This window comes from Corynebacterium sp. UMB4614 (assembly GCF_030217065.1).
GTDB lineage: Bacteria > Actinomycetota > Actinomycetes > Mycobacteriales > Mycobacteriaceae > Corynebacterium.
In genome coordinates this window covers 45,968-71,487 of sequence record NZ_JASONC010000002.1, presented here as the reverse complement: position 1 = coordinate 71,487, position 25,520 = coordinate 45,968, and the positions used below count along the sequence as shown (strand labels likewise).

23 protein-coding genes and 1 pseudogene are annotated in these 25,520 nt (G+C 65.6%); all 24 read left to right on the top strand.

Annotated elements, in window-relative coordinates; genetic code table 11:
• Positions 1-124: 124 nt before the first annotated feature.
• The 24 genes and pseudogenes from QP413_RS01400 (at position 125) to QP413_RS01285 (ending at position 25,519) form a co-directional block, all read left to right on the top strand.
• A complete protein-coding gene (locus QP413_RS01400) occupies positions 125-1,210 on the top strand; it encodes a Xaa-Pro peptidase family protein (RefSeq protein WP_284757517.1) in 1,086 nt (361 codons plus the stop codon).
• A 91-nt stretch (positions 1,211-1,301) separates the two neighbouring features.
• Positions 1,302-1,865: an elongation factor P gene (gene efp, locus QP413_RS01395; RefSeq protein WP_070758946.1), complete on the top strand. Its 564-nt coding sequence runs from the start codon at positions 1,302-1,304 to the stop codon at positions 1,863-1,865.
• Between the two features lie 130 nt (positions 1,866-1,995).
• Positions 1,996-2,637, top strand: a pseudogene (gene nusB / locus QP413_RS01390) (transcription antitermination factor NusB); the annotation flags it as partial.
• 175 nt (positions 2,638-2,812) lie between these two features.
• The gene (gene pyrR, locus QP413_RS01385; RefSeq protein WP_284780225.1) at positions 2,813-3,448 is read left to right on the top strand and encodes a bifunctional pyr operon transcriptional regulator/uracil phosphoribosyltransferase PyrR; all 636 of its coding nucleotides are present in this window, start codon (positions 2,813-2,815) and stop codon (positions 3,446-3,448) included.
• Positions 3,448-4,392: an aspartate carbamoyltransferase catalytic subunit gene (locus QP413_RS01380; protein WP_284757512.1), complete on the top strand. Its 945-nt coding sequence runs from the start codon at positions 3,448-3,450 to the stop codon at positions 4,390-4,392. Before pyrR ends, QP413_RS01380 begins: the two co-directional genes overlap by 1 nt.
• A gap of 24 nt (positions 4,393-4,416) precedes the next feature.
• Complete coding sequence (locus QP413_RS01375) at positions 4,417-5,784, top strand: dihydroorotase (protein WP_284780223.1); 1,368 nt, start codon at positions 4,417-4,419, stop codon at positions 5,782-5,784.
• Positions 5,785-5,843: 59 nt separating this feature from the next.
• On the top strand, positions 5,844-6,998 hold the full coding sequence (gene carA / locus QP413_RS01370) for a glutamine-hydrolyzing carbamoyl-phosphate synthase small subunit (protein ID WP_284780222.1): 1,155 nt from the start codon (positions 5,844-5,846) through the stop codon (positions 6,996-6,998).
• A gap of 67 nt (positions 6,999-7,065) precedes the next feature.
• Complete coding sequence (carB, locus tag QP413_RS01365) at positions 7,066-10,398, top strand: carbamoyl-phosphate synthase large subunit (protein ID WP_284780220.1); 3,333 nt, start codon at positions 7,066-7,068, stop codon at positions 10,396-10,398.
• Positions 10,398-11,246, top strand: a complete 849-nt coding sequence (gene pyrF / locus QP413_RS01360) for an orotidine-5'-phosphate decarboxylase (protein ID WP_284780219.1) — start codon at positions 10,398-10,400, stop codon at positions 11,244-11,246. The genes carB and pyrF overlap by 1 nt, the downstream gene beginning before the upstream one ends.
• 201 nt (positions 11,247-11,447) lie before the next feature.
• Entirely contained in the window at positions 11,448-11,774 is a 327-nt protein-coding gene (mihF, locus tag QP413_RS01355; RefSeq protein ID WP_012360219.1) for an integration host factor, actinobacterial type, read from the top strand.
• Positions 11,775-11,777: 3 nt separating this feature from the next.
• Entirely contained in the window at positions 11,778-12,353 is a 576-nt protein-coding gene (gene gmk, locus QP413_RS01350; protein WP_070758938.1) for a guanylate kinase, read from the top strand.
• A gap of 172 nt (positions 12,354-12,525) precedes the next feature.
• On the top strand, positions 12,526-12,807 hold the full coding sequence (rpoZ, locus tag QP413_RS01345; protein WP_012360221.1) for a DNA-directed RNA polymerase subunit omega: 282 nt from the start codon (positions 12,526-12,528) through the stop codon (positions 12,805-12,807).
• Positions 12,808-12,825: 18 nt separating this feature from the next.
• Complete coding sequence (gene coaBC / locus QP413_RS01340; protein WP_284780218.1) at positions 12,826-14,115, top strand: bifunctional phosphopantothenoylcysteine decarboxylase/phosphopantothenate--cysteine ligase CoaBC; 1,290 nt, start codon at positions 12,826-12,828, stop codon at positions 14,113-14,115.
• Between the two features lie 120 nt (positions 14,116-14,235).
• Positions 14,236-15,441: a methionine adenosyltransferase gene (gene metK, locus QP413_RS01335; protein WP_284780215.1), complete on the top strand. Its 1,206-nt coding sequence runs from the start codon at positions 14,236-14,238 to the stop codon at positions 15,439-15,441.
• A gap of 69 nt (positions 15,442-15,510) precedes the next feature.
• Entirely contained in the window at positions 15,511-17,649 is a 2,139-nt protein-coding gene (locus QP413_RS01330; protein ID WP_284780214.1) for a primosomal protein N', read from the top strand.
• A 9-nt stretch (positions 17,650-17,658) separates the two neighbouring features.
• The gene (def, locus tag QP413_RS01325; protein ID WP_012360225.1) at positions 17,659-18,159 is read left to right on the top strand and encodes a peptide deformylase; all 501 of its coding nucleotides are present in this window, start codon (positions 17,659-17,661) and stop codon (positions 18,157-18,159) included.
• Complete coding sequence (gene fmt / locus QP413_RS01320; RefSeq protein WP_284780212.1) at positions 18,160-19,149, top strand: methionyl-tRNA formyltransferase; 990 nt, start codon at positions 18,160-18,162, stop codon at positions 19,147-19,149.
• The gene (locus QP413_RS01315) at positions 19,146-20,687 is read left to right on the top strand and encodes an RsmB/NOP family class I SAM-dependent RNA methyltransferase (RefSeq protein WP_012360227.1); all 1,542 of its coding nucleotides are present in this window, start codon (positions 19,146-19,148) and stop codon (positions 20,685-20,687) included. Before fmt ends, QP413_RS01315 begins: the two co-directional genes overlap by 4 nt.
• A 14-nt stretch (positions 20,688-20,701) precedes the next feature.
• Positions 20,702-21,388, top strand: coding sequence for a ribulose-phosphate 3-epimerase (rpe, locus tag QP413_RS01310; protein ID WP_284780210.1), 687 nt, complete (start codon positions 20,702-20,704; stop codon positions 21,386-21,388).
• Between the two features lie 28 nt (positions 21,389-21,416).
• Positions 21,417-22,490 carry a bifunctional diaminohydroxyphosphoribosylaminopyrimidine deaminase/5-amino-6-(5-phosphoribosylamino)uracil reductase RibD gene (gene ribD, locus QP413_RS01305; RefSeq protein WP_284780208.1) on the top strand — a complete coding sequence of 358 codons (1,074 nt, stop codon included), beginning with the start codon at positions 21,417-21,419 and terminating at the stop codon, positions 22,488-22,490.
• A 68-nt stretch (positions 22,491-22,558) separates the two neighbouring features.
• Positions 22,559-23,149 carry a riboflavin synthase gene (locus QP413_RS01300; protein ID WP_284780206.1) on the top strand — a complete coding sequence of 197 codons (591 nt, stop codon included), beginning with the start codon at positions 22,559-22,561 and terminating at the stop codon, positions 23,147-23,149.
• 89 nt (positions 23,150-23,238) lie between these two features.
• Positions 23,239-24,507, top strand: coding sequence for a bifunctional 3,4-dihydroxy-2-butanone-4-phosphate synthase/GTP cyclohydrolase II (locus QP413_RS01295; RefSeq protein WP_187441034.1), 1,269 nt, complete (start codon positions 23,239-23,241; stop codon positions 24,505-24,507).
• A gap of 1 nt (position 24,508) precedes the next feature.
• Positions 24,509-24,991: a 6,7-dimethyl-8-ribityllumazine synthase gene (gene ribH, locus QP413_RS01290; protein WP_070761399.1), complete on the top strand. Its 483-nt coding sequence runs from the start codon at positions 24,509-24,511 to the stop codon at positions 24,989-24,991.
• A 51-nt stretch (positions 24,992-25,042) separates the two neighbouring features.
• The gene (locus QP413_RS01285) at positions 25,043-25,519 is read left to right on the top strand and encodes a PH domain-containing protein (RefSeq protein WP_070758927.1); all 477 of its coding nucleotides are present in this window, start codon (positions 25,043-25,045) and stop codon (positions 25,517-25,519) included.
• Position 25,520 lies beyond the last annotated feature (1 nt).

Genomic DNA, 25,520 nt, shown 5'->3' with positions numbered 1-25,520 from the left:
GAGGGCGGGGTCGGGCTCAACGCTCCGCGCAATGACCCGCGCCTGCGAGTGTGGACGCCCAGGGGAGTAGCGTGGGGGTGATTGAACCCAGCATGGGGGAAACAACGATCGAAGGAGAGCGCGAATGACCCAGACTCAGCGATACGCCGAGCGCCGCAACAAGCTTGCCGCACGCCTACAGGAGCGCGACCTGCCGGGCCTTCTGGTCACTGACCTGAAGAACGTTCGCTACCTCACCGGTTTCAGTGGCTCCAATGCGGTGTACCTGCAGCGGCCGGACGGCCGGGGCGTGCTCGGCACCGATGGCCGATACGCCACCCAGGTGGAGATCGAGACCGGCCAGCCAGAGGATGTCGAGCTCCTCATCGACAATAAGCTGCTCGAGCAAGTCCCGGAGCGGGCTCAGGTCACCGGCTTTGCTGTGGAGTCCAGCCTGAGCATCGGCGAGGCGAAGAAGCTTGCCGCGGACGGGCCGCTGCCGGAGGTGGCGGTCGGCATCGTCGAGGAGCTTCGCTTGGTCAAGGACAGCGCGGAGATCGCCGCCCTCGAGGCAGCCGGGGAGCTCGCAGATTCGGTGTGGCAGGAATTCCTCGACGAGGGCGGCATCCGCGAGGGACGCACTGAAATCGAGGCCGCAGCGGACCTTGAGTACCGCCTGCGCAAGGCCGGTGCCGAAGCACTGAGCTTCGATACCATCCTGGCGTCGGGAGTTAACGCCACCAAGCCGCACGCCGGTGTCTCCCGCGACCCGATCGTGCCCGGTCTGGTCACCGTCGATTTCGGCATCTACCTGGACGGTTACGCCTCCGACCAGACACGCACCGTCTGCGTGGGGGAGCCGGACGAGCTCTCCGCCACCCTCTACGACGTCGTCCTGCGCTCGCAGCGGGCTGGTGCCGCGGCCGTCGCCCCGGGAACCGCTCTGTTCGATATCGATAAGACCTGCCGGGACATCATCACCGATGCTGGCTACGGCGAGTACTTCGTGCACTCGACGGGCCACGGCGTGGGCCTGGACGTCCACGAAGCGCCGTCGGCGAACTCCCGGGTCGACCGATCAGTAACGCTTGCTGAGGGGATGACGCTGACCGTGGAGCCAGGGATCTACATCCCGGGCAAGACCGGCCTGCGCATCGAAAACACCTACGTGGTCACGGCCGACGGGGCGAAGAGCTGCAACGCCTCCAGCACTGATCTGCGCATCGTTTAAGGTGTTAGAATAAGTCGAACGAGAACGCCCGAGACCTCGGGCGTCGACGTGCGCGCAAAAAATCTCAACGAGAATAGAGGAGCCTGAACTAGTGGCAACCACTGCAGATTTCAAAAACGGTATGGTCCTGATGATCGACGGCAAGCTGCAACAGATCGTGGAGTTCCAGCACGTCAAGCCAGGTAAGGGCCCGGCGTTTGTGCGTACGAAGCTCAAGGACGTCGTCTCCGGCAAGACCGTGGACAAGACCTTCAACGCAGGTGTGAAGGTCGAGCAGGCCACCGTCGACCGCCGCGACATGACCTACCTGTACAACGACGGCTCCGCCTACGTCCTCATGGACGACAAGACCTTCGACCAGGTCGAGCTGCAGCCGGAGCTCATGGGTGACGGCGCGAAGTTCCTGCTGGAGAACTCCCGCGTCAACGTTTCCTTCCACGACGGCCAGGCGCTGTTCGCTGAGCTGCCGGCCAACGTTGACCTCAAGATCGAGCACACCGATCCGGGCCTGCAGGGCGACCGCTCCACCGGTGGCTCCAAGCCAGCCACCCTGGAGACCGGTGCCGAGATCCAGGTGCCGCTGTTCATCGAGACCGGCAACGTCGTCAAGGTGGACACCCGCACCGGCGAGTACCTGTCCCGCGTCACCCAGTAACACCCCAGGAGCCTGATACTTCCTCATGGTTGAACCACAGTCGCCGTCGCCATCCTCGCGCCCCGAAAGCCAGAACCCGCAGTCTGCGGGGGAGGGCAAAGGCTCGAAGGATGAGCGTTCGGCTGCGCGTTTCAAGCGGCGTGGTGCGCGCTATAAGGCCCGCCGCCGTGCCGTGGACATCCTCTTCGAGGCGGAGTTCCGCGACATCGACCCGGTCGACATCATGGAAGAGCGCGCGGAGCTAGCTAAGGATCAGGAAAACCAGATCAAGCCGATCCCGGAGTACACCTCCCAGATCGTGCCCGGCGTGGCAAGTAACCTCGACGCGATCGACGACGCCATCGCCGTGCACCTCACCAGCGATTGGACCCTGGATCGCATCCCCGCCGTGGACCGCGCGGTCATGCGCGTGGCGGCGTGGGAACTGATGTTTAACCCGGACGTTCCGCACCGCGTTGCCCTGTCCGAGGGGATCGAACTTGCCAGCGAGTACTCCCACGTCAAGGCCCCGGACTACGTCAACGCTGTGCTCGACGGCGTGGCCACAGACGCGGACGCCGCGATGGCTGACCGTCTGGCCACCCAGCGCGAGCAGGAACAGTCGGGGTCCGAGGAGGGCTCTGCTCCTGCCCCGGCAGATATCGAGGCGCTGGTTGATTCCGTGATCGCAGACCCCACCGAGCAGGTGGGGGACGGCGCCGCAGAAGAGACCGAAGACGGGCAGGCGGGTCCTGCTGAAAGCGCCGCCGCTGACGGCCAGAACTCCGTCTAAAGAGCGAGGTTTTTCAGTCGCGGCATCGTGTCGGCGAATGAGTAAATCGCACCCATCTACCCCCGGTTGCCCCGCGCAGCCGGGGGTAGTGCTTTGTGCTATCGTTCACATGAAAGGTTTTCTTTCAGAGGCATCCTTTAACAGACCGCACAGAGAGGCGGGAAAGGAGGTCACGATGAATCCGACAGTCGATCAGCACTCCGTGGTTCTGCTGAACCCGGACGATGTCAATCGCACGGTCGCACGCATCGCGCACCAAATCATTGAGAAGACGGCTCTAGACAGCGGATCCGCCCGGCGGGTCGTGGTTTTGGGTATTCCGTCTGGGGGAGTGCCGCTCGCGGAGCGGCTGCAGAAAAAGATCAGCGAATTCAGTGGCGTGGATGTGTTCCAAGGCTCGCTGGATATCACGCTGTACCGGGACGATCTGGGGCGCGGCCCGCACCGTGCTCTCAAGCCCACGATCATCCCGGACGAGGGGATCGACGGCGCAACCGTCATCTTGGTCGACGACGTCCTGTTTTCGGGCCGCACCATCCGCGCCGCGTTGGACGCCCTCCGGGATCTCGGCCGTCCCGATACCGTCCAGCTGGCCGTCCTGATTGACCGCGGTCACCGGCAGCTGCCGATTCGCGCCGATTACGTGGGCAAGAACATTCCGACGGCAGCCTCCGAGGACGTCACCGTCGCTCTCCACGAGCTCGACGGCCGCGACGAGGTCACCCTGACCCGGTCGACCACACCCGCCGACCAGCAACCAGCGAATCAGGGCGGGCAGGTAACGTCCGCCGCAGACAAGGGGCGTGCGTAGTGAAGAACCTGCTCAGCATTTCCGATCTCACTCCGAATGAGATTGTGAGCATCATGGACGAGGCGGACCGCTTCGCCGAGGCGCTGAAGGGCCGCGAGGTCAAGAAGCTGCCCACCCTTCGGGGGCGCACCGTGTTCACGATGTTCTACGAAAACTCCACCCGCACCCGGGCCAGCTTCGAGACGGCGGGGAAGTGGATGAGCGCGGACGTTATCAACATCTCCGCGTCCTCCTCGAGCGTGAAGAAGGGAGAGTCCCTCCGGGACACGGCACTGACGCTGAAGTCCATCGGCGCCGACGCACTGGTCATGCGCCACCCGTCCTCCGGGGCGGCGCAGCACGTTGCCAACTTCATCGGCGATACCGCGGTGATCAACGCCGGAGATGGCTCCAACCAGCACCCCACCCAGGCGCTGCTCGACGCCACGACGCTGCGCCGTCAAAGGGGTGATCTGTCGGGGCAGCACGTCGTGATCGTCGGTGACATCCTGCACTCCCGCGTCGCCCGCTCCAACGCGCAGCTGCTCAATGCCCTCGGCGCAGATGTCACCTTCGTCGCACCTCCGACGCTGCTGCCGATCGGGGTGGAGAACTGGGGCGTGCGCGTGAGCCACGATCTTGACGCGGAGCTGCCGAGTGCCGACGCGGTCATGATGCTGCGGGTCCAGGCGGAGCGCATGAACGGTGGTTTCTTCCCCTCGCACCGCGAGTACGCCACCCGATACGGACTGTCGAAGGCCCGCCACGCCATGTTGAAGCCGGGCGCGGTTGTGATGCACCCAGGCCCGATGCTGCGCGGCATGGAGATCAACTACAGCGTCGCGGACGCCCCGAACACCGTCGTGCTCCAGCAGGTCACTGCCGGTGTTCACGTCCGCATGGCGATCCTCTTCCAGCTGCTGATCGGCGGCCACTCGGCCTCCGAGACCGAGACAGACGCTTAAGGCCAGAAAGGATAAGCGATTTTTATGGTCGACAACAAGAACTTTCCCCCGACTGGCCCACTGGCTGCGCACCCGGCGGGTGCCGAGAACGCGGTGCTCCTCAAGGGCGTGCTCATCTACGGTGAAGGGGAGCCGCAGGATGTCCTGCTCTCCGACGGCGTGATCGCCATGATCGGCGCGGATCTCTCCGAAGAGGCTCCGGCTGAGGCCGAGGTGCTCGACCTTGCCGGCCAGGTGCTCCTGCCGGGCCTGGTGGACATGCATGTTCACCTGCGCGAGCCGGGCCGCGAGGACACCGAGACCATCGCCTCCGGCTCCGCGGCGGCTGCCAAGGGCGGGTTCACCGCCGTGTTCACCATGGCTAATACCTCCCCGGTCATGGACGACCCCGCCATCGCGGAAAGCGTCTGGTACAAGGGTCAGAACACGAACCTCTGCGACGTCCACCCCGTCGGTTCCATCTCCAAGGGGCTGGAAGGCAAGGAGCTCACCGAATTCGGCATGATGGCCGATTCCGACGCCCAGGTGCGCATGTTCTCCGACGACGGCAAGTGCGTCGACGACCCGCGCCTGATGCGTCGCGCAATCGAGTACTCGCGTGGCATGGACGTGCTGCTCGCGCAGCACTGCGAGGAGCCCCGCCTGACCGAGGGCGCGGTCGCCCACGAAGGCGAGACCGCCGCCCGCCTGGGCCTTCGTGGTTGGCCACGCGTGGCGGAAGAGTCCATCGTCGCCCGCGACGCCCTCATGGCCCGCGACTACGGCGGTCGGCTCCACATCTGCCACGCATCCACGGAAGGCACCGTCGAGCTGCTGCGCTGGGCGAAGGGACAGGACATCCCGCTGTCCGCCGAAGTCACCCCGCACCACCTGATCCTCACCGACTCCCGGTTGGAGACCTTCGACGGCGTGAACCGTGTGAACCCGCCGCTGCGTGAGGAGCGGGACACCCTGGCCCTGCGCCACGCACTCATCGACGGCGTGGTGGACTGCGTGGCCACCGACCACGCCCCGCACTCCTCCGAGGAGAAGTGCTGCGAATTCGACCAGGCTCGTCCGGGCATGCTCGGTCTGGAGACCTCCCTGGCGATCATCGCGGACCTCTTCGTCATCAACGGCGATCAGGACTGGCGCTTCGTCGCCAAGGTGATGTCCGAGCGGCCAGCCGAGATCACCAAGCTGCCGGGCCACGGCCGCCCGATCGCCGAAGGCGAGCCAGCGAACCTGTGCGTGGTGGATACCAATGCTAGCTGGACCGCCGAGGCCAAGCAGATGGCCTCCAAGTCCGAGAACAACCCTTACGAAGGCATGCCCATGCCGGTTCGGGTATCCACGACGATCCTGCGTGGCAAGGTGACATGCCGCGACGGCAACCCTGTGACAACCGACTAGCTGCCCGATAACTCAGCAATCGGCGACTGACCTTGAAAGAAAAACTAAGGACTAAAGATATGCAGACTCACACTCCAGCAGCACTGGTTCTCGCAGACGGCACGATCTACCGCGGCTTCGCGATGGGCGCGACCGGCAAGACCCTCGGCGAGGCAGTGTTCACCACCGCCATGACCGGCTACCAGGAGACCCTCACCGACCCCTCCTTCCACCGTCAAATCACGGTGCTCACCGCCCCACAGATCGGTAACACCGGCTGGAACGACGAGGACTCCGAGTCCCGCGACGGCAAGATCTGGGCCGCTGGCCTGGTCATCCGCGACCTTTCCAACACCGTCAGCAACTGGCGAGCCAAGCGCAGCCTCAACGAGGAGCTCGAGGCACAGGGCATCGTCAGCATCTGCGGCGTGGATACCCGCTCCGTTGTACGCCACCTGCGCGAGGAGGGCTCGATCGCCGCGGGCATCTTCTCCGGCGACGCCCTCGGCACGGACGAGGAGATGATCGCCCAGGTCAAGGAGCAGCCGTCGATGAGCGGCGCGGACCTGACTGCGGACGTCACCACCGACGAGCCTTATGTCGTCGACGCGGAAGGGGAGCGCAAGTACACCGTCCTCGCCTACGACATGGGCATTAAGACCAACACGCCGCGCGAGTTCGCCAAGCGCGGCATCCGCACCGTCGTCATTCCGGCCGATACCGAGTTCTCCACCCTCGAGGGCTACTTGAGCGAGTACGAGGCCCAGGGCGTGTTCGCCTCCAACGGCCCGGGTGACCCGGCCACCGCCGACCACACGGTGGAGCAGGTCAAGAAGGTGCTCGAGGCCGACATCCCGTTCTTCGGCATCTGCTTCGGCAACCAGCTCTTTGGCCGTGCCCTCGGCCTGGACACCTACAAGCTGAAGTTCGGCCACCGCGGCACCAACGTGCCGGTGAAGGACCTGGAGACTGGCAAGGTCGCGATCACCGCCCAGAACCACGGCTTCGCCCTCGCGGCCCCCGCCGGTGGCCTAGAGAAGGAATTCGACACCCCATTCGGGCCCGCCAAGGTCACCCACATCTGCCTCAACGACGACGTCGTCGAAGGCGTGGCGCTGACCAGCGGACGCGCCTTCTCGGTGCAGTACCACCCGGAGTCCGCCGCCGGCCCGCACGACGCAAACCCCCTGTTCGACCACTTCCTCAACCTGTTGGAGCAGGAGAAGAAGGCCTAAGCCGACGCCTTCTCACAGCACAGAACGCATCCAGCAGCACAACGCCCAACAGAAAGAGAAAACACTCATGCCACGTCGTGAAGACATCAACCACGTCCTCGTCATCGGTTCCGGCCCGATCGTCATCGGTCAGGCCTGCGAGTTCGACTACTCCGGCACCCAGGCCTGCCGAGTGCTCAAGGAAGAGGGCCTCCGCGTCACCCTGATCAACTCCAACCCGGCGACCATCATGACCGACCCGGAGTTCGCCGACCACACCTACATCGAGCCGATTCAGCCGGAGTACATCGAGAAGATCTTCGCCAAGGAAAAGGAAGAGGGGCACCCGATCGACGCCGTGCTGGCCACCCTCGGCGGCCAGACCGCGCTGAATGCCGCGATCCAGCTGGACCGCCGCGGCATCCTCGACAAGTACGGCGTCGAGCTCATCGGCGCGGACATCGACGCCATCGAGCGCGGCGAGGACCGCCAGAAGTTCAAGGACATCGTCGAGAAGATCGGTGGATCCTCCGCCCGCTCCCGCGTCTGCCACAACATGGACGAGGTCCACGAGACCGTCGCCGAGCTGGGCTTGCCAGTCGTCGTCCGCCCGTCCTTCACCATGGGCGGCCTTGGCTCCGGCCTGGCCTTCGACTACGAGGACCTGGAGCGCATCGCCGGCGGCGGCCTCGCCGCGTCCCCGGAGGCCAACGTCCTGATCGAGGAGTCCATCCTCGGCTGGAAGGAATTCGAGCTGGAGCTGATGCGCGACGCGAAGGACAACGTGGTCGTCGTCGCCTCCATCGAGAACGTCGACGCCCTGGGCGTCCACACCGGCGACTCCGTCACCGTCGCCCCGTCCATGACCCTGACGGACCGCGAGTTCCAGATCATGCGCGACCAGGGCATCGCCATCCTCCGCGAGGTCGGCGTGGAGACCGGTGGCTGCAACATCCAGTTCGCCATCAACCCCAAGGACGGCCGGATCATCACGATCGAGATGAACCCGCGCGTATCCCGTTCCTCCGCGCTCGCGTCCAAGGCCACTGGCTTCCCGATCGCGAAGCTGGCCGCGAAGCTGGCGATCGGCTATACCCTCGACGAGGTCCGCAACGACATCACCCAGGTCACCCCGGCTGCCTTCGAGCCGACTCTGGACTACGTCATCGTCAAGGCTCCGCGCTTCGCCTTTGAGAAGTTCCCGGGCGCCGACGACACCCTCACGACCACGATGAAATCCGTCGGTGAGGCCATGTCCATCGGCCGCAACTACATCACCGGCCTGAACAAGGTCATGCGTTCCCTGGAGACCAAGCAGGCGGGCTTCTGGACCGTCCCGGATGAGGACTTTGCGGGCGAGCGTGCCACCGACAAGGCAGCCGTCCTCGAGGACTTGAAGCGCCCGACCGAGGGCCGCCTCTACGACGTCGAGCTCGCCATGCGCCTCGGCGCGACCGTGGACGAGATCTACCAGGCCTCCGGCATCGACCCGTGGTTCCTGCACGAACTCATGGCCCTGGTGGAGTTCCGCCAGCAGCTGATCGACGCGCCGGTCCTGGACGTGGATCTCCTGCGTTACGCGAAGTTCCTCGGCCTCTCCGACCGCCAGATCGCCGCCCTGCGTCCGGAGTTCGCAGGTGAGGACGGCGTGCGATCCCTGCGCTGGTCCCTCGGCATCCACCCGGTCTTCAAGACCGTGGACACCTGCGCCGGCGAGTTCGAGGCGAAGACCCCGTACCACTACAGCTCCTATGAGCTGGACCCGAACGCCGAGTCCGAGGTCGAACCGCAGAAGGAGAAGGAAAAGGTCATCATTCTGGGCTCCGGCCCGAACCGCATCGGCCAGGGCATTGAGTTCGACTACTCCTGCGTCCACGCGGCCCTCGAGCTCTCCCGCGTTGGCTACGAGACCGTGATGGTCAACTGCAACCCGGAGACCGTTTCCACCGACTATGACACCGCCGATCGCCTGTACTTCGAACCGCTGACCTTCGAGGATGTCATGGAGATCTACCGCGCGGAGTCCGAGTCCGGCACCGTCGCGGGCGTGATCGTCCAGCTCGGTGGCCAGACCCCACTGGGCCTGGCGCAGCGCCTCTCGGACGCGGGTGTGCCGATCGTCGGCACCACCCCGGAGGCCATCAATCTGGCGGAGCACCGCGGCGAGTTCGGCAAGGTCCTGCGCGACGCCGAGCTGCCAGCCCCGGCCTTCGGCACCGCCACCAGCTTCGAGGAGGCCCGTGAGGTCGCCGCAAACATCGGTTACCCGGTACTGGTCCGCCCGTCCTACGTCCTCGGTGGCCGAGGCATGGAGATCGTCTACGACGAGGCCAGCCTGCGCGACTACATCTCGCGCGCCACGGAGATCACCGACGAGCACCCGGTCCTGGTCGACCGCTTCCTGGATTCCGCCATCGAGATCGACGTCGACGCCCTCTGCGATGGCGAGGACGTCTACCTCGGCGGCGTGATGGAGCACATCGAGGAGGCCGGTATCCACTCCGGTGACTCCGCCTGTGCGCTGCCACCGATGACGCTGGGGGAGCAGGACATCGAAAAGGTCCGGGAATCCACCCGCAAGCTGGCCCAGGGCATCGGCGTGAAGGGCCTGATGAACGTCCAGTACGCGCTGAAGGACGATATCCTCTACGTCATCGAGGCCAACCCGCGCGCCTCCCGCACCGCCCCGTTCGTGTCCAAGGCCACGGGCGTGCAGATGGCCAAGGCCGCCGCGCGCATCATGCTGGGCGCTTCCATCGCCGAGCTCAAGGAGGAGGGCATCCTGCCTTCCGATCGCGATGGTGGCTCGCTGCCGATCGGTCACCCGATTGCCGTCAAGGAGGCAGTGCTGCCGTTCAACCGCTTCCGCAGCTTCGAGGGCAAGGTGCTGGACTCTCTGCTGAGCCCGGAAATGAAGTCCACCGGCGAGGTCATGGGCCTCGACTCGGACTTCGGTACCGCGTTCGCGAAGTCCCAGGAAGGTGCCTACGGCGCGCTGCCGACCAAGGGCAACGTCTTCGTCTCCGTCGCTAACCGCGACAAGCGCACCCTGATCCTCCCGATCCAGCGCCTGGCTTCCTTGGGCTTCAACGTGCTCGCCACCGCGGGCACCGCAAGCATGCTGCGCCGCAATGGCGTGGAGTGCGAGGTCGTCGCGAAGGTCTCCGCCACCAGCGGCGAGGGCGAGAACGCCCGCAACGTCGTGGACTACATCCGCGACGGCGAGATCGACCTGGTCATCAACACCCCGGCCGGTACCGCTGATGCGCGCACCGACGGCTACGAGATCCGCGCGGCGTCTGTGAACAGCGGCGTGCCGTGCGCGACGACCGTTCAGGGCACCGTCGCAGCGGTGCAGGGCATCGAGGCTCTGCTGGACCACGACACCACGGTGACCCCGATTCAGGAAGTGGAGCACTAATGACCACGCCGGTGAGGCAGGCTGCAGACCAGTCTCAGACCTTCGGCGAGCGCTTCCTGGCTCGGGCTGCCGACCTGGGGCCGCTGTGCGTGGGGCTTGACCCGCACGCACACATCCTCGAGCGCTGGGGGTTGAGCTATGACCTGGACGGGCTGAAAGAATTCACCGATACCGCGGTTGCCGCTTTCCGGGATACCGTCGCCGTCGTCAAGCCACAGGTGGCCTTCTATGAGGCTTTCGGGGCTGCAGGCTTCGAGGTTCTCCAGAACGCGATGGCGCAGCTGCGGGAGGCCGGCGTGCTGGTGATCGCTGACGCCAAGCGAGGCGATATCGGCTCGACCATGGCGGGATACGCCAGCGCCTGGCTGCGGCCGGGCTCGCCCCTGGAGGCGGACGCGGTGACGGTCTCTCCGTGGCTCGGTGTGGATTCCCTGGCCCCGGTGTTTGAACTGGCAGCCGAGTACAACAAGGGTGCCATCGTGCTCGCGGCGACATCCAACCCGGAGGCCCCGTCTGTGCAGCTGTCCCAGACGCAGTCCGGCGCCACGCTGGCCCAGGCGGTGTGCGACCGCGTGGCCGAACTTAACGCGGGGGACAAGCCCGGCAACGTCGGCGTCGTGGTCGGCGCGACGGTGGAGAATCCACCGGTTCTGGACCAGGTCAACGGCATGATCCTCATGCCCGGCGTCGGGGCCCAGGGCGGCACGATGGCCGATGTGCGGCGTATTTGCGGTGAGGCGGCACGCTTCGCGAGCCCGAATGTCTCCCGCGCTGTCCTGAACGAAGGGCCTGCCGTGGCGGATCTGCAGGCCGCAGCGCGCCGTTTCGCCGCGGAACTTCAGGTGTAGCCTGCAAATTTGGCGGAGGTGAATCCGCGCGTCGCAGTTGCCACCACGGCAAAAGCACCTTAGGATTCACCTTCGTGCTTTGCTTTCTTAAGCAAGTAGCGCCCTGAAAAGGGGTGTTCAAGCCAGCAGCCCGACGCTGATTGGCTAAAATGCAAGACATTCCACAAGATTTTCAAAAACGATTACGTACGGAGGAATCCCGTGGCACTTCCCCAGCTGACCCCGGAGCAGCGTGCAGAGGCCCTGAAGAAGGCAGCCGAGGCACGTAAGGCTCGCGCCGAACTTCGCGAGAAGCTCAAGCGCGGCGGCACCGATCTGCAGCAGGTCCTGAAGGACGCCGAGACTGACCCGATCCTGGGCAAGATGAAGGTCTCCGCTCTGCTGGTCTCCCTGCCGAAGGTCGGCAAGATTAAGGCCGAGGAGATCATGAACCAGCTCGAGATCGCCCCGACCCGCCGTCTGCGCGGCCTGGGCGACCGTCAGCGTCGCGCTCTGCTGGAGCACTTCGGCTTCGACCCAGAGGCTTAAGCCGTGACGCAGGAATCGGGCCGCGGCCGCGTGGTCGTCCTCGCCGGACCGTCCGCCGTTGGTAAGTCCACGGTGGTCTCTAAGCTCCGCGAGTCGGTCCCGAATCTCTTCTTCAGCGTATCGATGACGACCCGCGAACCTCGCCCCGGCGAGGTACACGGTCGTGACTATCTCTACGTGACGCGAGACGAGTTCCAGTCCAACATCGACAGCGACCTCATGCTCGAATGGGCTGAGATCCACGGTGGGCTGCAGCTCTCCGGTACGCCCCGCAAGCCGGTGGAGGAGGCCATGGCCGCCCAGCACCCCGTCCTCATTGAGGTGGACCTCGAGGGTGCGCGGAACGTGAAGAAGCTCCTGCCGGAGGCCCACACCGTCTTCCTTGCTCCGCCCTCGTGGGAGGTGCTGGTGGAACGGCTGACCGGCCGTGGCACCGAATCCGACGAGGTCATCCAGCGTCGCCTGGAGACCGCCCGCGGGGAACTGGCCGCCAAGGATGAGTTCGACCACGTCATCGTGAACTCGGATGTGGACGAGGCCGTCGCGGGAATCCGCGACATCCTGGTGCCGGAAGCCTAGGGCACCTCGCCCCAGAGACCCCGGCTCCGCCCAGCCTGTTACCGCACCCCGCGACCCACCGATGTGGGCGTGGGGTTAGGCGCTTCCAGGTGATTAAGATATAGTTTCCCTCTAAGCCGTCGTGGGGATCAGACGCGGCTTAATTAAGCAATCGAAAGAATAGGTGCATTTCGTGGAAAATCAGGACGTCAACTCGAACGAGACGGTTTTCGATCCGCCAGTCGGCATCACCAACCCGCCGATCGACGAGCTCCTGACCAAGGTGTCCTCGAAGTATGCCCTCGCGATCTTCGCTGCTAAGCGCGCGCGTCAGATCAACGACTACTTCCAGAGCATCGACGAAGGTGTCCTGGAGTTCGTTGGCCCGCTGGTGACCCCGGAGATGCACGAGAAGCCACTGTCCATCGCCCTGCGCGAGATTAACGCGGATCTCTTGGAGCACACCGAGGGCTAAGAGGCTATCCTGTCACGTGTGACTGATAACGCTTCGAAGAAGAATAAGAGCAAGCCGCTCCGCATCCTGGTGGGTGTTGGGGGCGGCATTGCTGCGTTTAAGGCGGCCCACCTCGTTCGCTATTTCACGGAACGGGGGCACAACGTCCACGTCGTTCCCACCGAATCCGCACTGAACTTCGTGGGTGCTGCCACCTGGGAGGCCCTATCCGGTAATCCGGTCAGTACGACCGTCTGGGACGACGTCTCCGGGGTTCAGCACGTCCGTCTCGGTCAGGAGGCCGACCTCATCGTGGTCGCCCCGGCCACGGCCGATCTTATGGCGCGACTGCGTATGGGGCGCGCGGATGACTTGCTCACCGCGAGTTGCCTCGTCGCGACCTGCCCGGTGGTCATTGCCCCGGCGATGCACACCGAGATGTGGGAAAACCCGGCGACGCAGGATAATGTTGCGACGCTGCGGAGCCGGGGGATCACCGTGCTGGAGCCCGCCCACGGGCGTCTCACCGGCAAGGATAGCGGCCCCGGTCGGCTGCCCGAGCCCGATCACATCGCGGCACTGGCGCTGGCGGCCCACGCCCAGCCGGGAATCTTCGACCAGGACTTGGTCGGCACCCGCGTGGTGGTCACCGCCGGCGGCACGCACGAGGATCTCGACCCGGTGCGGTTTCTTGGTAACGCCTCCTCGGGCCGTCAGGGCTACGCGCTGGCGGACGTCGCCGCGCAACGTGGCGCCGACGTTCACCTCATCGCGGGGCATACCGAGGATCTGCCGACGCCTTCCGGCGCGCGGGTGACTCGGATCAGCAGCGCTCTGGAGCTGAAGGACGCGACCGAGCAGGCCGCTCGGGAAGCGGATGTCGTCATCATGGCGGCGGCGGTGGCGGACTACCGCCCCGCGCAACAGGCCGACTCGAAGCTGAAGAAGGGCGGAGAGGATCAGCTGGAGGTCATCGAACTGGTAGAAAACCCAGACATCCTGGCGGGGCTCGTCGAGCTGCGCCGGGCAGGGGAGCTGCCGAAGAATCTGCGCATCGTGGGTTTCGCAGCAGAGACCGGTGACGCGGAATCTACCCCTCTCGAGCACGCGCAGCGGAAGTTTCTCCGCAAGGGCTGCGACCTGCTGATGGCGAACGCCGTCGGCCGGGGTAAGGTCTTCGGTCAGGACGACTCCGCGGGCTGGCTGATCGCTAATCCGTCCGGCTCCGATGATCCGGAGGCGTTGGATGTCCGTGAAGTCCCGGCAGGGCATAAGCTCGAGGTAGCCGGAGCGATTCTTGACGCTTTGCCACGAACCGCCGATCGCTAGCGTGCATTTCTAGACCGCTTGGTCTATTATTGATGAATTAGTTCACCGTCTAGGTCGTCGCCCGCCGCCCGCCACCGACGGGTCGCACCAACAATACGAACGATAGAAGCGAGATAACTAGTGTCTAAGCGCCTATTTACCAGCGAATCCGTCACCGAGGGTCACCCGGATAAGATCTGTGACGCGATCTCCGATACGATCCTCGACGCCATGCTCGCCGAGGATCCGCAGGCCCGCGTCGCTGTGGAGACCGTGGTCACCACCGGCCTCGTCCACATTGTCGGTGAGGTCCGCACCTCGGGCTACGTTGAGATCCCGCAGCTGGTGCGCGATACCCTCAAGGAGATCGGCTTTACCTCTTCCGACATGGGCTTCGACGGCACCACCTGCGGCGTGTCCGTGTCCATTGGTGCGCAGTCGCCAGAGATTGGAGCGGGCGTGGATACCTCCCATGAGGTCCGCGGTTCCTCCTCGACCGACGAGGACGACCGCCAGGGTGCGGGCGACCAGGGGCTGATGTTCGGCTACGCGACGAACGAGACCCCGGAGTACATGCCGTTGCCCATCTCCGTTGCCCACCGCCTCTCCCGTCGCCTGACGGAGGTCCGGAAGGAAGAGATCGTCACCGGCCTGCGCCCAGATGGCAAGACCCAGGTCACCTTCGAGTACGACGATGCTGGCACCCCGGTGCGCCTGGACACCGTCGTCATTTCCACGCAGCACGACCCGGAGCGCACCCAGGACGAGCTGCGGGAGCTCCTGTCCGAGCACGTGGTTGGTCACGTGCTGGCTGACGAGAGCCTCAAGCCCTTCGTAACGGAGGACTTGAACCTTTTGGTTAACCCCTCGGGTTCCTTCATCTTGGGCGGCCCTGCCGGTGACGCCGGCCTGACCGGTCGCAAGATCATCGTTGACACCTACGGCGGCATGGCTCGTCACGGCGGCGGCGCGTTCTCCGGCAAGGACCCGTCGAAGGTGGATCGTTCTGCCGCCTATGCGACGCGTTGGGTGGCGAAGAACATCGTGGCTGCAGGTCTGGCCGATCGCGCCGAGGTTCAGGTGGCCTACGCGATCGGTGTGGCCCGCCCCGTCGGCCTTTATGTGGAAACCTTTGGCACAGAGAAGGCACCGGTGGAGGACATCCAGCGCGCCGTCGCCGAGGTCTTCGATCTGCGTCCGGCGTCGATCCTGCGCGAGCTGGATCTGCTCCGCCCGATCTACGCTCAGACCGCCGCTTATGGCCACTTCGGCCGCAATGATCTTGACCTGCCATGGGAGCGACTCGATAAGGTCGAGGAGCTCAAGAAGGCGGTTGGAGGCAACTAACGGCGGCTCTCAGGGCGCGTGTTCGGGCGCCCACCGGGGGTGTCTTCGCCGTGGGCTAGCCTGTAGCTCATGAATACGACCGCACAGCCAGCCACAGCCATCCCCGGTGATGGTAAGCCGCTCGCTGCCCGTGCGGGACGCGAGCCTCGCCGGATCGCCCGGGTGCTGCCACTGGTTGGAGTGCCGCACCTCGACCGTCTCTTCGACTACGAGGTCCCGGCCGAGATGGACGACGACGCCCAAGCCGGCGTACGGGTGCGTATTCGGTTTAATGGACGCCTCGTGGACGGCTTCATCATCGAGCGACGTACGAGCAGCGACCACTCCGGAAAGCTGCGAATGTTGGAGCGGGTTATTAGCCCGATTCGGTTGCTGCCGGAGCACATGTGGCGCCTCGTTAATCAGCTCGCCGAACGCGCTGCTGGTACCCGGGCGGATGTTCTGCGGGCCGCGATCCCGCCCCGCCACGCGAGCGCCGAGAAAGCCGGGCTGTTCGCGGGAGGCAAGGCGTGGGAGGACCTTTACTCTCCATTGGAGCCCGTAGCCGAACTGCGGGCCCAGGCCCGGAGTGATGCCGAGGCCGCGCTTTCTAAGTATCACTTCGGGCCGCGCTTCCTGGCGGCCCTCCTGGATGAGGACGCCACACCGCGGATGTCCTTGCTCACCGCCCCCGGGGACGACGACGCCCGCTTGGCCGCTGTCCTTGCCGCTGCCACCGCATGGGCCGGGAAAACGGCGCTGGTGATCGCCCCAAATCAACGGCTCGTGGACCGGGTTAGCGAGGCCCTGGTCGCCTGGACGTCATCCGAACAGGTGCTCCAGATGACAGCCGCGGAGTCCTCGCACGTGCGTTACCGGCGTTTTCTCTCCATCGTGCTCGGCCAGGCGAGGATCGTCGTCGGTACCCGCAATGCGGTCTTTGCGCCACTCAAAGACCTCGGCCTGGTGATCGTATTGGGAGAGGGGGACGATATGCTTGTCGACCCCCGAGCTCCCTACCTCCACGCCAGGGAGGTCGCGAAGACGCGCAGCCAAAGTGAATCCGCCGCACTGGCAATCATCGGTCACCACCGCACCGCCGAGGTTCAGCAGTGGGTCGCGGCAGGAGAGTTGGCTTCCATTCGTCCTACGCCCGAAACTCTGCGCGCCCAGCTGCCCTGGATCCGTGGACTCGGTGACACCGAACGCCAACTCGAGGCAGAAAGCCACGCCCCGGGAAGCCGGCTTCCGGCCCTGGCTTTCGCCACGATCCGCGAGACATTGGATGCGGACCGCACCGTGCTGGTCCAGGTGCCGCGCCGCGGCTACGCCCCTGCGCTGGCCTGTGCACGCTGCCGCACACCGGCCCGTTGCCGGAACTGCAATGGCCCGCTCGAGCTGCCACAGGCGAAGGAACAATCAGCTCCCACGTGCCGGTGGTGCGGACATCTGCACCCGACTTTTACTTGCACCAACTGCGGTAACCACGCATTGCGCATGAGCGTGGTGGGCCACGACCGCACTGCAGAGGAGCTGGGCCGCGCATTCCCCGGCGTACCGGTGACGACCTCGGGCGGAGAACAAGTAAAAACTTTCGTCCCGCCCGGGCGCCGCATCGTCGTCGCCACCCCAGGGGCCGAGCCGATCCTCCGTGCCCCCGATGCGCCACCCGAGCAGCCCAATGGGCACTATGGGGCGGCGATCATCTTGGACCCCTGGGCGCCGCTGACCCGCGCGGATTTGCGGGCCGAGGAGAACGCCTTGCGCCAGTGGATGGGCGCTGCCGCACTCGTCGCACCCCGTGAGGCCGGTGGCCGGGTCATCGTGGCAGGGGACTATCGGCTGAGCGCGATCCAGCAGCTCATCCGCTGGAACCCGGATGCGGCCGCCGCCGCAGAGTTGGCGAGCAGGGTGGAGGCAGAATTCCCACCGGCGGCTGTGGTGGCGGTGGTGGACGGCATCCCCGCCAGCCTGGCCGAGTTAGAGGAGGCCTGGGAGCTGCCGGAATCAGCGGAACTTTTGGGTCCCGTCGAACTTCCAGCCGGAGTCAGGCTTCCCGCGGGGCTGTCGAGCGGCCATGCGGATGAGGCCCGCCGACTCATCATTCGCGTGCCGCACGCTGATGCGCTTTCCTTGGGCAGTGCCCTGAAAAGTGCCGTTGCTGTGCGCTCCTCCCAGCGGCACTCCGCACCCCTACGCGTGGTCATGGACCCGGTACGTATCGGATAGAGTATCCCCATGGCTGTTCTGTCCCTGCGCTACTTCGGCGACCCCGTCCTCCGCACTCCTGCTGCCGAGGTCGAGGCCGATTTTTCTTCCGACGCTGCCCTCGCCACCCTTGTGGCGGACATGTTGGAAACCATGGACCATCACGGTGGAGTCGGCCTGGCCGCAAACCAGGTCGGGGTCACCAAACGCGTCTTCGTCTACGACTGCGAGTCCGACCGTGGGCACGTCATCAACCCCACCTGGGAATCGGTCGGCGAGGAGACACAAACGGGCCCGGAAGGCTGCCTGTCCATCCCCGGGATCCGCGGCGAGGTCCAGCGTGCGGAGACTGTGCGACTGCGTGGACAGACACTGGATGGCGAGCTGGTCGACATGGAGGTCTCAGGTCTACTGGCTCGCTGTGTACAGCACGAAACCGATCACCTGGACGGTGTGCTTTTCCTGAAGCACCTCTCGCCGGAGGACCGCAAGCAAGCCATGGCAGACATTCGACGCTCGGAGTGGTTTTAGATGAAGATTCTTTTTGCTGGCACACCCAAGCCCGCCGCTATCGTTCTGGAGCACCTGCTCGCTGATCCGCGGCTGGAGGTCCTCGGGGTCATCACGCAACCCGACGCTCGACGCGGGCGAGGCCGGAGCCTGCATCCCAGCCCCGTCGCGGAGGTCGCCGAGGCCGCTGGACTGAAAGTGCACAAGTGGCATTCCCTCGGGGCCAGCTCCGAGGACGCAGCGGCTGTTCGCGAGACCCTGGCTGCCTATCGCGAGGCGGGCGCCACAGCGGTGGCCGTGGTGGCCTACGGCAACCTGATCCCGGCCGACCTGCTCGACGCTGTTGAGCACGGCTGGGTGAACTTGCACTACTCCCTGCTTCCACGCTGGCGCGGTGCCGCTCCCGTACAGGCAGCCATCGCCGCGGGCGACCAGGAGACCGGTGCGACAATCTTCCGCATCGAGCAGGGCTTGGACACCGGTCCGATGCTGTCGAAGAAGGCTTATGAGATTGGAATCCGCGAGACCGCCGAGGAAGTGCTCATCGAGCTCACTAATTCCGGCAAGTCGCTGCTGGCCGACACCCTGGTGGAGCTCGGCGAAGGTAGCGCCACCCCGCAGCCGCAGCCAGAGGAGGGGGCGACGCATGCCCCGAAGCTTCACCCTGCTGACGCGCGCATCGATTTCTCTGCACCCGCGAAGGTGATTCAGCGCCGCGCCCGTGCCCACACCCCAGCACCGGGTGCGTGGTGCACGCTGGATGGCCAGCGCTATAAGTTTGGGCTGATGCTACCGGTAGCCGAAGGGGAGGAGTTCCCGGAGCTGGCTCCCGGCCAGCTGTGGGCAGATAAGACGCGAGTGCTCGTCGGCACCGGCGATACTCCGCTCCTGGTGGAGACGATCCAGCCGCCGGGCAAGAAGATGATGCGGGCCGCCGATTGGGCCCGAGGTCAGCAGGAATTGCTGGCTCAGTCCCCACGCTTTGATATCGAGGAAGACACGGCTAAATGAGTTCTTTTCGTTCGAGGTCCGAGTCCGCGCGTAGCGGCAAGGCACGCCCCAACACGGCCTCCCGCGGCACCGGACGTGCTAAGCAACGCGAATCGGGGCGGGCTCGGGGCTATCAGCAGCGTCGCCCGGAACACCGCCAGGAAAAGAGCCGACGGGCCGGGACCGGGGACAAGGCCCGCGACGCCGCATTTGCCGTGCTTCGGCAAGTCACCGAGGAGGACGCCTACGGCAACCTCGCCCTGCCCGCCGTCTTGCGAGAGCGCGGGATCAGTGGCAGGGATGCGAACTTCGCCACCGAGCTGACCTACGGCACGCTGCGGGCAACCGGGCTGCTCGACGCGATCATCGCCAAGGCTGCGGGACGGCCCGTGGCGAAGATTGATTCGGTAGCGCTCGACGCGCTGCGCATCGGTGCCTATCAACTGCTCCGCACCCGGGTCGAGCCTCACGCCGCGGTGGACACCTCGGTAGAGCTGGTCAAGGCCAACGGCGGCGGCAAGGCTAGCGGTTTCGTCAACGGCGTATTGCGCACGATTTCTCGCAGCACACCCGAACAATGGCTGGACCGGGTGGCTCCCGGTTCGGACTTGGCCAACATGGCGCTGCGCTACGCTCACCCCGAGTGGATCGCCGCCGCCTTCAACCAGTCGCTCGGCGGGAGCTCGGAGAAGCCCGCAGCTGATCTGGCCGAGGCGTTGGAAGCCGATGACGCCCGCCCCACGGTGCACCTAGCCGCCCGACCAGGGCAGATCTCCGCCGAGGAGCTCGCGCTCATCACCGGGGGCGAGCAGGGCCGCTGGTCTGATTACGCGGTCTACCTGGATTCGGGTGCGCCGGGCGAGCTCGAGGCGATCACCCAGGGCCTGGCGAGCGTCCAGGACGAGGGGTCCCAGTTAATTTCCTTGGCTCTGGTTCAAGCACCGCTGGGGCGGGAGGACCGCGGGCGCTGGCTCGACCTCTGTGCGGGTCCGGGCGGCAAGACCGCGTTCATCGGCTCCTGGGCACAGGCCGAGCAGGCCACGGTGGACGCCACTGAGATCTCCGCCCACCGCGCTGAGCTCGTCGCGAAATCCACCAAGGAGCTGCCAGTGCGGGTTCGTACCGGCGACGGGCGGAACCTCGCGGGGGTTCGCGACCTCGAACTTCCTGAGGAGGGTTTCGACCGTGTCCTCGTCGACGCCCCGTGCACCGGTCTGGGTGCGCTGCGTCGACGCCCGGAGGCTCGCTGGCGCAAGCAGGAGACGGACGTCACCGAGCTGGTTCCCCTTCAGCGAGAGTTGCTGCGCTCGGCGTGGGAGGCCACCGCACCGGGCGGGGTGGTCATCTACTCGACTTGCTCGCCGCACCCGCTGGAGACCACGCAGCTGGTGGATTCCTTCTGCCGCGACACTGGGGCCGAGCCCATCGATCTGGGCGCCGAGGTGCCGGCGCTGGCCGCCGCAGCGGCTGCCGGGGGAGCGGTCGGACCCTATATCCAGCTGTGGCCGCACCGCCACGGCACCGACGCGATGTTTATCGCGGGCATCAGAAAAGCCTAAGTAGAGTGAGTGTTATGAGCAAAGCCAACGGACAGCAGACCATCATCGCCCCCTCCATCCTCGCCGCGGATTTTTCCGCCCTTGGCGCGGAAGTCGAGGCCATTTCGGACGCCGAGTGGGTGCACATTGACGTGATGGACGGCCACTTCGTCCCCAACCTCTCCTTCGGAGCCCCGGTCGCCAAGTCCCTGATTGGGAAGACCGAGCAGTTCCTCGACGTCCACCTCATGATCGAGGACCCGCAGCGCTGGGTGAAGGAGTACACCGACTTCGACAACGTCACCTTCCACGTGGAGGCTGCCGGCGGAGTTGAGGAATCGGTGGCTCTGGCTCGCGCCTTGCGTGCTGCCGGGACCAAGGCCGGTGTGTCCATCAAGCCAAATACCCCGGTGGAGCCACTGCTGGAGCACTTAGCGGAGTTTGACCTCGTGTTGGTGATGAGCGTGGAGCCGGGCTTCGGCGGGCAGAAGTTCATGCCCGAGGTGCTGGACAAGGTTCGCGCTTTGCGGGAACGCATCGACGCCGAGGGCTTGGAGACCCTCATCGAAATCGACGGCGGCATCGGGCCGGAGACCGCGGTTCAGGCCGCTGCGGCCGGGGTTGACGTCTACGTCGCGGGTTCCTCGGTCTTCGGCAAAGAGGACCGCAACCAGGCAATCGGCGAGATCCGCGCGGCCGCGGAGGCCAACGCTGGTGCCTAACAGCCCCCAGCACGGGTATCAGACAGCAATGCAGGGGACGAGCCCGTCGCGTACCGAGATTCCAGCGGACCTCCCAGCAGAGTTTGTGCTCGCCGACGAGATGGGCTGGCAGGCTGCGGGCAGCACGCGGCCGAACCCGCCGGTGGGCTGCGTGATCGTGGACTCGGCCGGCACGATTCTTGGCCGGGGCGCTACCGAACCGGCAGGCGGTAGGCATGCCGAGGTGGTTGCGCTGCAGGCCGCCGGCGCGCGCGCAGCTGGCGCCACCGCATACGCCACCCTCGAGCCTTGCAACCACACCGGACGTACTGGACCGTGCGCGGAAGCCCTCATCGCTGCCGGAGTCGCGGAAGTGCACTATCTTTTCGCGGACCCGGGCAAGGCCGAGGGTGGGGGAGGCGAGCGCCTGCGAGCTACAGGTGTGACAGTGAGTGGCCCCTACCTTGAGCCCTTCCACCTGGGGGAGCACCGGTTTAGCGTCGAGCCCTGGCTACGCGCCGCGTACCTGGGCCGACCACACGTGACGCTGAAATTCGCTAGCACCCTCAACGGCATGGCTGCTGCCACAGACCGCACGAGCCAGTGGATCACCGGCCCGACTGCCCGCGCGGACGTTCACGCAGACCGGCAGTACCGGGAAGCGATCCTGGTGGGCACCGGAACCGTCCTGGCCGACGACCCGCAGCTCACCGCACGGCCCGGCGGGGCGGAAGGCCCCCGGCAGCCGCTGCGCTTCGCGCTGGGGCAGCGGGAGCTCCCCACTAACGCTCGCCCCCTGCAAGCTGGCACTCACGCACCGGCAGGCCAGCACCTGGCAACCCGGGACCTCCATGCGGCGCTGGCGGAGCTGCGCCGGCAGGGCATCTCGGATGTGCTGGTGGAGGGCGGACCCGAACTTGCGGGAAGCTTCCTTGCCCACGGCCTGGTCGACGAGATCCGGGCCTATCTTGCCCCCGCCTGGTTGCCGCGCGGCCTACCCGCGCTGGGAGCCGGCGGTATCGGCAGTACGTCGATCACGGATCTGCAGCGCTTCGCCACCCGTAGTGTGCAGCGCATCGGCGAGGACATCCTCTGGCTGGCGCAACGCCAGACCGGGGATTGACCCGTGCTTTAGCGCAAGAAGATATATCATCATTGGTAGTTTTGGCCCCGACGTCAGAGAGGATGGCTGTGTTCACCGGAATCATCGAAGAGATCGGTCACGTCGAGAATATCGAGAAGCTTCCCGACGCCGCGCGCATCCGCGTCGCCGCATCGCGAGTGGTCTCTGATGCCGACCTGGGAGACTCCATCTCCGTCAATGGCGTCTGCCTGACCGTCACCGACTTCGACGACACCGGCTTCACCGCTGACGTCATGAAGGTCACCCTCGATTGCACTTCGCTGGGCACACTCTCCGAGGGGGCGTCCGTCAACCTGGAGCGCGCGATGTCCGCCCAGGGGCGCTTCGGCGGACACGTCGTCCAGGGGCACGTCGACGGCACCGCCACCTTGCAGGAACGCGTACCCTCCGAGCATTGGGAGGTCTTCCGCTTCCAGCTTGACGACCCGGAACTTGCCACCTACCTGGTGAAAAAGGGATCGATTGCAATCAACGGCACCTCCCTGACCATCGCGGAACTAGCCGATGGACTCTTCGAGGTCAGCCTCATCCCCGCCACTTTGGAGGCCACGATGCTGGGCGAACTCCAGCCGGGGGATAAGGTCAATATCGAATGCGACGTGCTTGCGAAATACGTCCGCGCCATGCTCGACCGCTGACCCGCCGCAACAGAACCACAAAGAAGAATTCGACAAGCCTTAAGCCACCCGCCCCGACCGGGCGAGGGTGGCATCGTTGGAAAGAAGCTATGACCGCTGAACGAGACTCGCTAGTCCTGGATTCCGTCGAATCCGCCATCGCCGATATTGCCGCCGGCAAAGCGGTGGTCGTCGTCGATGATGAGGACCGCGAAAACGAAGGCGACCTGATCTTTGCCGCGGATCTGGCAACCCCAGAACTCGTGGCCTTCATGGTGCGCTACACCTCCGGTTACATCTGCGTCGCCATGGAAGATGACCGCGCCGACGCGCTCAACCTGCCGCCGATGGTCGCCCGAAACGAGGATGCCCGCTCGACCGCCTACACCGTCACCGTGGATGCGGCCACCGGCTCCACCGGCATTTCCGCCCGCAGCCGCTGCGAAACCATCACCCGCCTCGCCGACGAGAGCTTCGGCCCCGAGGCCTTTACCCGGCCGGGCCACATCGTCCCCCTGCGCGCCCGCCGCGGTGGTGTGCTCGCCCGCGATGGCCACACCGAATCCTCCGTAGACCTGTCCCGGCTCGCCGGCCGCGCACCCGTCGGCGTGCTTTGCGAGATCGTCTCCGAGGACGACCCCACTGACATGGCTCGTGGCCCGGAACTGCGCCGCTTCGCCGACGAGCACGGCCTGCGCATGGTCTCCATCGAGCAGCTCATCGAGTACCGCCGCGCCACCGAGCAGACCGTGGAGCGCAGCACAGAGGCCCGCCTGCCGACCACCCGCGGCGAGTTCCGCGCGGTGGGCTACACCAGCCTCGTCGACGGCACCGAGCACGTCGCGCTCGTCCACGGGGACGTCACCGGTCAGAAGGACGTCCCAGTCCGCGTGCACTCTGAGTGCCTCACCGGCGACGTCTTCGGCTCCCTGCGTTGCGACTGCGGCGAACAGCTCCACGCCGCCATGGAGGCTGTCCAGGACGAGGGCCACGGCGTCGTCATCTACCTGCGCAACCAGGAGGGCCGCGGGATCGGCCTGGTTCCGAAGCTGCGTGCCTACGTCCTCCAGGACGAGGGACTGGACACCGTGGAGGCGAATACCGCCCTGGGCCTGCCAGCCGACGCCCGCGAGTACAGCGCGGCAGCGTCGATCATCAAGGAACTCGGGATCGAGAGCGTCCACCTGATCTCCAATAACCCGGCGAAGAAGCAGAGCCTTGAGAACTTCGGGGTCTCTGTCACCGGCCGCATCCCAGTGCAGCCACCGGCAACGAAGGATAACGCTCGTTACCTGCAGACCAAGCGGGACAAGATGGGCCACCAGCTCGACAACCTCAACGTTGCACCGGCTGCCGCGACAGCCGAGAAGGAGAACTAGCATGCCAGCCGAAGGTATCCCGCAGATCAACCTGGGCCCCGGCGCAGCAGAGGGGCTGCGTGTCGCCGTGATCAGCGCCCAGTGGAACGCCGAGATCACCGATAAGCTCCACGCCGAGGCCATCACAGCTGCCCGTGAGCTCGGCGCCAGCGTCGAGGACTGGCGGGTGGCTGGCGCCCTGGAGCTCCCCGTCGTCGTGGCCGCAGCCTGCAAGAATTTCGACGCCGTCATCGCCACTGGCTGCGTTATCGAGGGTGAGACCGAGCACTTCCGCGTGGTCTGCGATGCCGTGACCTACGGGCTAACCCGCGTCGGCCTGGATACGGGTGTGCCGATCGGCAACGGCGTACTCACCGTCGACAACCACCAGCAGGCCGTCGACCGCGCAGGCGGGCCGGATGCCAAGGAAAACAAGGGCGCGGACTCCGCGACCGCGGCCATCCACGCCGCATTAGTTCTCCGCCAGATCGCGGCGGTAGGGTAGTAGCCGATACGTTGTGGCAGTACGAACGAGGAGAGCGGTCGAGTTTCACAGATGAGTAACCCAGTGTCGCAGGCAGCACCGGCCAAGGGGCAGTGGCTCTTTGAGGCCCGTTCGCCGTTCCTCAAGCGGATCGCGATCATCGGTGTCATCGTCATCATGATCATCCACATCGTCATGGCCATCATCGTTGGCATCGGCGACACCGGCGTGACGCTGACCTCGGCGGATCAGTGGTCCTTCGTCGGCATCGGCTTGCTCTTCTCCGGCGTCTGCCTCTTCCTGCTGCGTCCCCGCGTCCGCATTGATGAGCGCGGGGTTGAGGTGCGCAACATCGCCAACGCGCAGTTCTACCCCTGGCAGATCATCCACGGCCTCTCCTTCCCGGCTAAGGCGAAAATGGCGCGGCTGGAGCTTCCGGACTTCGAGTTCGTTCCAATGATGGCGCTGAATATCTACGACAAGGAGACCATCGCCGCGAACGTCGAGCGGTTCCGCCTGCTTGAGGACCGCTACATGCCGGAGGACTAGC